This is a genomic window from Mucilaginibacter sp. GW821-FHT07H05 (assembly GCF_059418485.1).
Map to the genome: position 1 here is coordinate 26123 of NZ_JBWKPY010000012.1, position 11025 is coordinate 37147.

At 47.2% G+C, this 11025-nt stretch carries 8 protein-coding genes; 6 read left to right on the forward strand and 2 right to left on the reverse strand.

Annotated elements, in window-relative coordinates; genetic code table 11:
* Positions 1-4 precede the first annotated feature (4 nt).
* The 6 genes from AC07M6_RS24370 (at position 5) to AC07M6_RS24395 (ending at position 7957) form a co-directional block, all read left to right on the forward strand.
* Positions 5-1846: a hypothetical protein gene (locus tag AC07M6_RS24370; protein ID WP_494894072.1), complete on the forward strand. Its 1842-nt coding sequence runs from the start codon at positions 5-7 to the stop codon at positions 1844-1846.
* 11 nt (positions 1847-1857) lie between these two features.
* Positions 1858-2163: a hypothetical protein gene (locus AC07M6_RS24375; protein WP_494894074.1), complete on the forward strand. Its 306-nt coding sequence runs from the start codon at positions 1858-1860 to the stop codon at positions 2161-2163.
* Between the two features lie 18 nt (positions 2164-2181).
* Entirely contained in the window at positions 2182-2469 is a 288-nt protein-coding gene (locus tag AC07M6_RS24380) for a helix-turn-helix domain-containing protein (RefSeq protein WP_494894076.1), read from the forward strand.
* A 901-nt stretch (positions 2470-3370) separates the two neighbouring features.
* Positions 3371-4951 (forward strand): PAS domain-containing protein, encoded by a 1581-nt coding sequence (locus AC07M6_RS24385; protein ID WP_494894078.1) that lies wholly within the window; start codon positions 3371-3373, stop codon positions 4949-4951.
* A 174-nt stretch (positions 4952-5125) separates the two neighbouring features.
* Positions 5126-6355, forward strand: coding sequence for a sensor histidine kinase (locus AC07M6_RS24390; RefSeq protein WP_494894080.1), 1230 nt, complete (start codon positions 5126-5128; stop codon positions 6353-6355).
* A gap of 30 nt (positions 6356-6385) precedes the next feature.
* Positions 6386-7957, forward strand: a complete 1572-nt coding sequence (locus tag AC07M6_RS24395) for an ATP-binding protein (RefSeq protein WP_494894082.1) — start codon at positions 6386-6388, stop codon at positions 7955-7957.
* Positions 7958-8104: 147 nt separating this feature from the next.
* Here the strand turns inward: AC07M6_RS24395 and AC07M6_RS24400 are convergent, their stop codons facing one another.
* Both AC07M6_RS24400 and AC07M6_RS24405 read right to left on the reverse strand, forming a co-directional pair.
* Entirely contained in the window at positions 8105-10012 is a 1908-nt protein-coding gene (locus AC07M6_RS24400) for a PAS domain S-box protein (RefSeq protein WP_494894084.1), read from the reverse strand.
* A 185-nt stretch (positions 10013-10197) separates the two neighbouring features.
* Positions 10198-11025 (reverse strand): PepSY-associated TM helix domain-containing protein (locus AC07M6_RS24405; RefSeq protein WP_494894086.1); only part of this gene is annotated, 828 nt, incomplete at its 5' end.

Here is an 11025-nt window from a genome sequence, read left to right on the forward strand (position 1 = left end):
GCTTATGGAATTAGACCGTAATAACAGCGTGGTGATCCACCATTTCTTAGCACTTGCTGAAGATCAGGGTTGGAATTGGGCGGCTTTTGACTGGCCCAACAATGGGCAGGTCGATAATTTTCACGGGTTTGAATCAGCGGACGAAGCCATCCGGTTTTGCGATGAAGCTAACAACAACTTCAGTTATGCCGAGCAAAATTTCGTGGATGCCAATTATCATTTTTTGGCTGTTGAAACATTGCGCGAGGCAATAAAGCCCCACCTGCCATCAGAACAGCCTACCGTATCTATGGACAGGCTGATGCCGCAATTGACGGCACAGGATGTCGGGTTGATGCGCAACCAGGATCCGGAACAATTACTTCCGGCGATACAGGCTGGTTCTGTTTTCCCGGTTGCGCATGATCGGCAGATCGATCCGGAACAAGAGATTGACCGCTTTATCGTGGTGGCGCACCACCACGCCGGGCACCAGGTTTACGAGGTCGGGCACAGCATTAAAGTGATGGATGAATTCAATTCACTCGAGAAGGCGGAGCAATATTTCGCAGAGTTGATCCGCCAATACCATGATCATATGGATCAAAATGATTACCAGTTGATCGGCTTATACCGGGGCTTCGCTTACCGGTACGACCTGGAAGGTACGCCTGAAAACTATTGCGGATTGACGCTTAAGCACGCCTTTTATCAGTACGACACCGATCTCCAGGCAAAAGCATGGCGCATCGAAACGGATAACGATATCGGCAAGCCCAAAAACATCCGGCATTTTCTGTATGCGCAATACGATGCGCTGAATGCGAGATTCAAACTAATGGATGAACGGTTAAAGGAAACGCGGCCGGAAGACATCAGGATATCAACCTATCCCAACTACTTTATTAACGAAAAATTAATCATTAAACAATTAAACATCATGAATGAGCAAAGCTATGAGTATTTACAGAACCAGTTGTTTTACATGGGTTTTGGCAATGAGTTAAACGAGCCGCTCCGCGATAAAATGGAGCGGAACCTGGCCGAATTTACGCTGGAGTTCTCCAAAGACTTCGGCAAAGATTCAACGAAAAACGTGTTGTATTTTTCAAAAGGTGACGATCTGCAAAAGGATATGACCTTTTTCAATCGCTTGGAGATGACCCTGAAAAAAGAGGGCCGCGAAGATCTCACCCAAACCTTCTTTGTGGGTAAAAACTACAATTACACCCTTCAGGAACGGTACAATATGCTGGACGGCCGTGCGGTCTACCGTGAGCAACCTAAAATGGAGCCGGTGGAAGAGAATGGGCAGATCAAAATGAAGCCGACCGGGGAAACCTATTTTGGCTGGAAACGGCTTGACTTTAAGGAAGCGGACAGTTATGGCAATTTCGTGCCGAAAACGATGTTCTGGAACCACGAAAAGGAGTTGATGAAATACCCGATCAAAAACATCCAGGAAAAATACGACAGGAGCCGCCTGCTGCCTGCATTACAACGTGGCGACAGGGTTCCGGTAATCTTGGTACGTGACGGGGTGGAAACGCCGGCAAAGGTGGTGGCCAATCCCCGGATGACGCGGCTTGATTTTTACGATGCCAACGGCCAGAGCCTTGTCGTAAGACAGGTAGAAAAACAGGCAGTCAGTCAATCCGAAGCGGCTGAACAAACACCGCAACAGGTTCAACAGGCGGCCATTGCCAAAGCGACGGCACAAAATCAACAAACGGAACAAGCCGCTGCGGTTACTGAAACCCAGCAACCGGGCCAGGTACAATCGCAACAAAACAGCGCAAAGGAAGCTGCTGCTGAAGAACAAAAAGAGGAAAAAACTCAAGGCAGGAAGCAAGGCGTGCGCATCTAAGTGCCTGAGGATTGGAAGCTTTTAAGCCATTATCGGGATTTTTTGATGCCATAAGCAAAGACGGCCGCATCACCATAACCCATATCGGGTTATATGCGGTATTGCTCCAATACTGGCAGGCTCAAGATTTTCAAAACCCGGTAATGGCTTTTAGCCATGAGATCATGGCGATGGCTAAAATGTCATCGAGAGCTACCTACCTCAAATGCCTGAACGATCTCAATGATCGGGGATATATAAAATACGAGCGGTGTTACAAGCGAAATGTGCGCAGTAAAATTTACCTGATCCTGTGGGGTAAAGCTACTGCCAAATGATGGGGGAAATTGTGCGGTATGGGATCTGCGGGGAAACATCAATTAGTTACTGTAGAAGATCTGGAAGTTTTTAAAAAGGATCTGATCAACGCGGTAACCGAGCTGTTAGCTGGCTTTCAGGGCCACAAGGAGAAAAAATGGCTGAAGTCCGCTGCTGCCCGCAAAGCGATAGGGATATCTCCCGGAAAATTGCAGGCCATCCGCGAAAGCGGGATATTGGGCTATTCAAAGATCGGCGGTAATATTTATTATGATCAGGACGAACTGTATGCACTCTTCGAAAAATTTAAAACCAAAGCTAAATAAAGGAGAGCCTGATGGCTTTGGCCGAAATGTTCCGCCAACGCAAAAACAGGTAGTCATTTATTTCTGTGAGAAAAATATCCCGGCGACCGAAGCAAACCAATTCTTTCAGTTTTACAGCAACAATGGCTGGCAAAACAACAGACTGTTGCCAATGAGCAACTGGAAAGTGGCGGCGTGGAATTGGATATTAAAATATCAGCTTTCAAAATAATTATACGGGATTATGACTTGCAAGAAAGTGATATTCACCATCGCCTGATGGAAGGTGGATATTCCGGAGCCTTTGATCAATGCGGTTGGGAGAAAAATTCAGGGCGATCTGTCACACTTTGATCATGCTATCTTCCTGAATTAGATATTTGAAATTTGATATTCATCAATACCAACTCGTTGGTCTGATGGGCACGGAACAGCATGGTCAACAATGCCGGAATTTCCAGTTAAACCGATGAGTACACGTATATCGATACTGAAAGGTTGGTGTAGCTTTGGATGCCGAGTTACCCCTGTCGTTAATTTATTTCTTTATTTCCGTCAAACTCGATTTTTATATATGACTACCATCACTTTATTAATTGAATTCCATCACATTAGCTAAATAATAAATGACCATCTTTGGTTAATTATAATAACCTAAAAGGTTAGCCAGGTCTTAGACCAGCAGCCTGCCGAGAAACGGATACCCTTTAGTTCTAAAGAGACCACTAACGTAATGATGATCATGAGGAGACGGATAACGAGTGTTTGGCTGGTCATAATTTTTTCTGGGGTAGCCTCCCTTTTTTATGACCGTAAGGGCAGGATCCGTTATAGCCTACCAAAGTCTATGTGTTTTGATCTTCGGGCGTCAAAGTGCTTTTCGTACAGGTCGCATTATAGCTTAAGTTAACCGGGATACCTGATGAAAAAGAGCCAATTTAAATTACCGGCAACCTTGGATCGCGCGCTGCATTTCGGCGTGACGGAACGCTCCGACCGGCTGATCAACTATTTCCTTGGCGGCTATTTCCTGCTGGGGCTCGGTTTGGCGTCATTCCATGGCACCTGGCTGATCGCATCCGGCTCTGGCGGACTTGCATTGGTCGCTTACTATTCGGCTAAGATCGCTTTCCCCCGGTCTTGCTTCTACCAATATGTCCTCAGCGTAGTATTAGGCTTATTTATGGCCCAGTTCATTTACCAGTTGCATGGCATGTTCGAGATGCATTTTTTTGCCTTTATTGGCAGCGCCTTGCTGATCACTTATCAAAACTGGAAACTGCAGCTGCCTTTGTTGCTGTTTATCATGTTGCATCATACGCTTTTCAGTATTTTACAGGCTACGGGCATGCGCCAGGTCTATTTCAGTCAACTCAATTATTTTGACCTGCAGACATTTCTGGCCCATATCCTTCTGACCGCTATCATTTGTTTTATCTGTGGACTTTGCGCCTTTCAGCTGCATAAATACCATCAGATCCAGCTTGCACAAACAGAGAAAATGGCCTCGATGGAGGCCGCGGCCAAGCTGACCATTGTCCGGGAGAAAAATGCCGAGGCATTGGAAGCAAGGAATAAGATCCTGGAAAGTATCAGTGACGGGTTCTTTGCGGTAGATAAGAACTGGGCTATCACCTATTGGAACCGGACTGCCGAGAAGTTATTGCATAAGACAAAAAAGGAAATGCTGGGATACATGTTATGGACCGTCTTCCCGACTGCGGTAGACACGCCATTTTACCGGGAGTATCACAAAGCCGTAAAAACGGGTCGCGCTGTTCATTTTGAAGCTTACTTCGCCCTGCTGGAATGCTGGTATGAGGTTAGCGCCTACCCTTCAGCTGCCGGATTATCCGTTTATTTTAAGGATATAACGGAACGCAAACAGACCTTGACCGACCTCAAAGAATCTGAGCAACGCTACAGCAATGTCTTTCATTTCAGCCCGCTGCCAATGTGGGTCGTGAGCCTGGAATCCCTGGAATTTATGGACGTGAACGAGGCGACCATTAACCTTTATGGCTACACCCGCGAGGAGTTCTTAACAATGAACCTAAAGGACATCCGCCCCGCAAGTGAGCTGTTGAATATGCAACGTGCACTGGATCAGGGGAAGATCGAACGGGCTGCAATAGCTCACCGCCAGGTGGTCCACCAAAAGAAGACCGGCGAGTTAATGGACATGTATATTCAGGTCGCTCCGTTCCAGTTCAGGGGTGTGAAAACGAGTATTGTGGTCGCCATGGACATCACCGACAAGTTGCAATATATCAGGGCCATTGAAAAGCAAAATGAAAAGCTGCGCGCCATTTCCTGGATGCAATCTCATGTGATCCGGGCGCCCCTGGCCAGGATCATGGGGCTGTTGCCATTGTTTAACGATAGGCAAATCTGCGCGAAGGAAAAGGAAGAGATCATGGATTACCTGATGCAATCTGCTGATGAACTGGATGATGTCATCAGGAAGATAGTCGATGTAACGGGCGAAGTTGCCCTGATTTAAACAGTGGATAATAACAGGCCTTCCGTTTGATCGCCTTGGTGGCACTGGTGTTGTGTTCGTTATAAATAATTGAAAATCAAACTATTTCACAGAAATAAACGTAGTAGCAATGAGCGCGGTTCATAATCATTCGATATGCATTTATCACCGATCAATTAGCTTCTTTTAATACCTATGGAAAATAAAACTGACCTTTCTGAACAAAAATTCAATGCTATATTTGATCACGCCCCGATGGGACTGGCTGAGATCGACATCGAAGGCAATGTTAACCGATTGAATTTGGTCGGGCAGGGCTTATTAAATTCCCTACGGATAATTTATGGGGTTCAGGATGATAATATGTACGCCATATTAGACTGTATATTTCCTGAGATCCGGTTAAAAATAAAAAGCTTTGAGCCCGAGCAGGGGAGCATCGTTTATAACCATCTGCTCAGTTTTAAACTTCCCCTTCCGACCGATCATCCGGAGCGTCATTATCAGTTCAATATCACTAAAATGTTCCATGATTGTGTGATCATGTCCTTCGAAGATCTGACCGAAAAGCTGAATGAAGAAAAGGCCATACAACAGATCGGCCTGGATAAAGCGGTCGCGCAAGGCAAGTTCGAGATCGCTTCTGAGGTATTGCATGATATCGGAAATGCCGTAGTAGGATTTGGGTCGTACCTGTCCAGGATCAGCCGCTCCCTGGAGGGTGACCATATTGACAAGCTCGAAAATGTTGTCCTGTTTTTAAAAGAGCAGCAAGCCCTGATGTCAGACGCGATCGGGCGTGAAAAGGCCGATGCCCTGGTCGATCTGTTGGAAAATATAACCGCGGTCCAAAAAGACGACCGCGAAGAAACGCTCAGGTCCATCAATGAACAACGGAACATCGTTAGCCATATCCAGGAGATCCTGACGATCCAGCGCCAGTATGTGACCGGGCGAGAGGCACATGAGCGGAAACCTGTTAATTTAAAAGACATCATTCAGGATTGCCGGTCCATGCTGTTCGCATCCTATGATAAAAAGGAAATTGCGGTTACCTTGACCGTGCCTGACCAGATAGCGTTGATCAAAGGCGACCGCACGAAACTGATGCAGGTCATTTTAAATCTATTGAAGAACAGTATTGAGGCCATAGCCATGGAAGCAGCTGAAAAAAGGATCGACATCCAATTAATTGCGATCGATGAGATACTGGAATTAACGATCAGGGATACCGGGAGCGGTTTTGATCAGCCGACAGCTGCCCATCTTTTTCAAAGGGGATACACCACGAAGCATACAGGAACAGGCTTAGGGTTACATCATTGCAAATCGATCATCGAAAGCCATGATGGCGTAATTCAGCTTGACAGTCCAGGGCCCGGTCTCGGCGCAACGGCGAGGATCAGAATACCGGCGAAACATTAATGACCGCTCAAAGAACTTAAAAACATAACAATGAATCAAGTAAACACCTCTGTATTAGTGATCGATGATGAAGAATTGGTGCGTGATAATATAGAAGATATCCTGGTACCCAGAAAAAACAGGATCGAAGATGGTCATATCAACCGGGCGGCCAGTATCCTGTTTGATAAACCTAAGGAAATTCTCCCGGTCCGCGCCAGCAACATTCCTGTTTTTACCGTAGATAAGGCCTCAAATGGCATGGAAGGTGTCGCTCTTGTCGAAAAGGCCTTGGCGGAAGGGCATCCCTACGCTGTGATATTCCTGGACATCCGTATGCCCGGCTGGGATGGGCTGGAGACCGCTATGCAGATCAGGAAACACGACAGCATGGCTGAGATCATTTTTATCACCGCTTATAGCGACCGCTCCATCGAAGATATTGTTGATCAGGCCGGGCAAAATGTCGGCTATCATTGCAAACCCTACGCTGCGGAAGAAATTATTTTGCTGGCGACAAAAGCGATCACGGACTATGACCGCCTGCGCAATCTGGAAAAATTGATCGAATCGATATCCTCTATCGGTTTAAATAAATATCAGCTAAACGCCTTGCTTAAAAATATCCTGGAACAATTAGCTGCATCAGTGGGAACAGATATGGCCTTGTTAGGGAAACTGCATGATGATTTTACCTATGAAAAAATACTTTCGATCGGCGCGATCGAAGCAAGAATAGACCTGGATGAACTGATCTCCCGCGTAAAAAATATACCTATCGAACCTGATGAGGTAGTCCAGCTGGACAACCTTGTGCTGGCCAGGATGGATTGTTATTCGGTCTTTGCCGTGCTGAAAAAACAGGAAAAGCTGAAAACGGAGAAAATGTACTTGTTGAAACTTTTTGTTCAAAATGCGGCTCAGGCTATCCGGAATGCCGAGCTCAGCGAAAGATTGGTCCAAAAGGAAAAGCTTTCCGTGGTAGGTAAAGCCATCGGCATGGTCATGCACGATCTGCGCTCGCCTATTAAAAACATGAAACTGATCACGACCATGATGCAGGAGGAAGACGGACCAAGCGAGTGGGCTAAGCTGTTGGATCAATGCGCGGAGCAGGCTTCTGAAATATTTGACGACTTTTTAGATTTTATCAAAGAAACACCCATAGCGAAAGTACCGGTCAATATCAGCCGGGTTATTCGTGACGGTGTTAAGCTTTCCTCCGGCGTAAATCATCCGGATCAAATCGTTATTCATCCGCCTATTCCTGAAGATCTGTGGATACACGGTGAGGAGCGGAAACTAAAGAGAATAATCATGAACCTCGTCAATAATGCAACGGAAGCCCTGCTGGCTAAAAAAACCACGGCCCCACATGTTGAAATAACAGCCTTTGCGGAGACGAAAGAAAACCAGTTATGTATTATCGTCCGGGATAATGGCCCCGGGATACCTCCCGAGATCATAAAAACACTTTTTGAACCTTTCGTTACAAAAGATAAAAACAACGGAACCGGGCTGGGATTGGCTATCGTCAGGCAATATGTTACCGCCCATGGCGGCGACATCAGAGTGGCCAATGACAACGGTGCCGTCTTTACCATCAGTTTGCCTTTGGCTTGAAAGGGCCGTGCTACAAGCATATTAAAGGTATATGTTGGCGTATTTATAGCATCAACAGTTTCAGGTTGGGTTGTGGATTATCCGTTAGTCAGCCAGGTCAAAAGTGCAGTGTAGGACGGAATAAGATATTGTTTTTCAGGCAGCACTTCAGGCCCGCGGCAAGGAAAAATAAAAGGTCGAACCTTTACCGGATTCGCTTTCCGCCCAGATATGACCACCATGTAATTTAACAATTTCCGCGCTGAGATAAAGGCCGATGCCAAAACCGGAAATATGGCGCATGTGACTGGTTTCGACGCGATAGTACCGGTCAAAAATATGTGTGAGATCTTCCGGCTTAATGCCCATACCCTCATCCTTCACGCTCACGATCACCATTTCCCCCTTTATTTCGCAACGGATATCGATCAGGCTGCCTTTGGGCGAGTACTTGACCGCATTGCTGATCAGGTTGGAAATAACGGAGCTGATCTTGTCCCGGTCCGCATTAACGGTGATGTGGTCACATTCATTCAGGCTGAAGCGATGTGTCGTAACGGTCAGCCGGGTTTCCTCCAGGATCTCCCGCAATAGCTCATCAAGTTCGAAAGGCCGCTTTTCCATCATGAGTTTACCTGCTTCGAGGCGCGAAACGCTGAGGAAGCCATTGATCATCGTAGCCATCCGCCGGGCCTGGTAATTGGCCTTCTCCATCGCGTTGGCCAGGAATGGGTCTTCGCTGTGCTTTAACTTTCGGTTAGCTAACTGGATAATCGAGGTCAGCGAGGTCAGCGGCGTTTTCAGTTCATGGCTCACCATGCCGATAAAGTCGTTCTTGCGCTGTTCTTCCTGTTTCTTTTCGGTGATATCCCGGGCGATCTTGGATACCCCAATGATATTTCCCTGTGCATCTTTAACAGGAGAAATGGTTAAGGAAATGTCCAGGAGCCGTCCGTCTTTAGTACGCCTTTTAGTTTCAAAGTGATCCACCCGCTCTCCGGTCTTCAACCGGGCGATGATCCGGGGTTCCTCGTCCTGCCGGTCTTCGGGGATGATCTTATAAATGGTTTGCCCGATCATTTCTTCTGCCGTATAGCCAAACATCCTTTCTGCCGAAGCATTCCAGCTGGTAACCACGCTTTCCAGCGTTTTGCTGATGATCGCGTCATCCGAGGTTTCCACGATTGCCGCGAGCTTCGCGCTTTTTTCTTCGGCCTGTTTGATCTCCGTAATATCCAGCGTAATAATTAACCCGGTGTCCACTTCGCCCTGTTCATTTTTAAGCGGTACGAAATGAACAAGGTAAAACTCACCGGTATCCGCCCGGCGTTCTACCGAGAACTTTTCTCCGGCGATCACCCTTTCATACAAATGCCGGGAAGCTTCATAGCGTTCGAGGGAAATCTCCGAGGGATGTTTGCCTTCATAGTCATGCCGGTCATAACCCAATTTTTCCATGATGTCGCCTTCGATAGCCATATACCGGTGATGCCGGTCGATCACGATGAGCAGCGAGCCGGGAATATTCAGCGCAATGGAGCGAAACAGTTTTTCGCTCCGCCGGAGACTATCCTGCGCTGCCAGCAGTTCTTCATTGGTAGTGGCCAATTCTTCGTTGGCCGCTGCCAGTTCCTCGTTAGCCGCCGCGTATTCTTCATTCGTGGCGGCCAGTTCTTCATTGATCGCCCCAAGTTCCTCGTTCAGCGACTGCTCGGTATTTTCCAGTAGCCATATTGCGATCCGGCTGACCTTTCCCTCACTGTTTTTTACCGGGCAATAAATAATGGTTGCCGGCACAACTTCTTCTTTCCCGTCAAGTATCCGGACGATCGTTGCCTGATGATCCTGGCTGGATCGGCCTTCTCCGGCCATCTTTACCCCCGCCTCATTACCGGGTCGTGCAACCCTGAAGATCTCCAGATAAGATTTCCCTGACAGGTTTTCTTCTGGTTGATCGATCAGCTTGATTAAATGCGCATTGGCCATTTCGATGGTAAGCGTAGCCGCATTGAGGATGCAGATACCTACCGGCGCATGGCCGATGATATGGTGTAAATCGTCTTCGTTGAATAGCATAACGGCACAGAAATTGCTTTAAAAGTAAAGATAAGTGAACAGGAGTTAAATCAGCAAGCAAAAAATTGCTTGTTAAAAAAAATGCCAGCCAAATGACCGGGTTCCCGAAATAAAGACTAATGGTAAATTACTTTTGTGCCTGCCCGAAGATCACCTCCGGCGCAGGCAAGCACGGACTTTGATCTTTAGGCTAAGGGCAGGGCTGCTTTCTTCTTCTTTTTGCCCCACTTGCGATTGTACCAGATGAGCATACCGGTTATCGGTAAACTCGCGCCGATCATACAGGCAAGGAAAGCCAGTATCTTGGTCGGCAATCCCAGGATCTGCCCGGTATGGATATCGAAATTCATCCGGTAAAGTTTTTCGCCAGCTGATATTTGGCTGTACGGCCGGTCATCCTGGTCGATATAACGCAGGGGTTTCAAATTGCTTTGGTCATAGAAGTAGGTCGCCCGGTTGTAAATGATCGTGCCATCGCCGAAGAAGACCATCGCCTGGTAGGGCTCTTTGGCTGCATCCGGTAGCGGCAAAATGATACGGCCGTAATCAGGATGACGTTTGATGGTTTGATTCCAAATATGGTCCAGCGCAACACTCACCGCAGGTTTGCCGGTTAACGTGGTATCCGAAAAAGGATCATCCTCTTTCAATTCGACCGGCGTTTTCCAGGTTAACGTGCGGTACATACCGTGTTTGAACCAATCGAAGGTAAAATAAATGCCGGTGATCGTCAGAAACAGCAAGATGATAGAGGCATAAAAACCCACGACATTGTGCAGGTCGATATTCAATCGTTTCCAGTTGGCGTTCCACTTGATCTTGAAGCTTTTATCCCGGTTCTTTTGAGTCCAGTTGCGCGGGTACCACCAGATCAGCCCGGTGATGATCATGACCAGGAATACCAAACAGGCCGAACCGACGATGGGGCTGCCGATCTTTTGCGGCAGCCATAAAAAGCGGTGACCTGCGCGCACAAACAGGATAAACATTTCGAAGCCTGAAGGCTTACGCTT